Annotated in this window: 1 pseudogene; it reads left to right on the top strand. The window is 62.3% G+C overall.

Annotated features, from left to right (window positions below):
- Positions 1–497, top strand: a pseudogene (locus GQ56_RS45785) (type VI secretion system tip protein VgrG); the annotation flags it as partial.
- Positions 498–631 lie beyond the last annotated feature (134 nt).

The following is a 631-nucleotide window of genomic DNA, read 5'->3' as shown; positions in this document are numbered from 1 at the left end:
GCAAGGGCAATCTGGAACTGTTCAACACCTATGCGATTCAGCGTGGGGTGATGTCGACGTACAAGGTCGAGGATGCGCTGGGACGGGTTGCGACCGGCATGTTGAGCGCCAAGGGGTATGCCGCTGTCAGCGGTCTGGCGCCCGGTCCGGCACATGTGACCTTCGGCTCTGATAACGCGGATCCCTGGAGCCCGGGCAGCTATGCGCGTAAGGCTGAATGGCCGGACAAAGCGACAGGCGACGCAGGCAATGCTTCCACGGCAGTTCCCGCCCAGACGCGCGATGTTGCGTCACAGGTGTTGTCGGGGGCCGGTACGGCGGTGCAGGCGGGTAAGCAACTGAGTCAACTGGCCGGTGCGCTCAAGACAGGCGGGGTAAGCGGGATCGCTCGCGCGGGACTCTCCGGTGTTCAGTCGTTGCTCGGCGCCGCGGGTGTGGCCGGCAAGGCGCAAACCGGATCAACGGCGTCTGACATGCGTACGCCTGGGTTTGTTTGACGGACGACGAACCGATATCTCGCGGCGTCTTCGCCTCATTTCTGAATTCATTTCCGGTTTCCCTCCATGACCGCATCTTCGACCGTAAGCCGTCCTCAGCAGATGGCTGTTGCACCGCTGAACACCATTCATCC

The sequence above is a fragment of the Burkholderia paludis genome (assembly GCF_000732615.1).
In the GTDB taxonomy this organism is placed as follows: domain Bacteria; phylum Pseudomonadota; class Gammaproteobacteria; order Burkholderiales; family Burkholderiaceae; genus Burkholderia; species Burkholderia paludis.
This window is presented reverse-complemented; position numbering and strand designations above follow the sequence as displayed.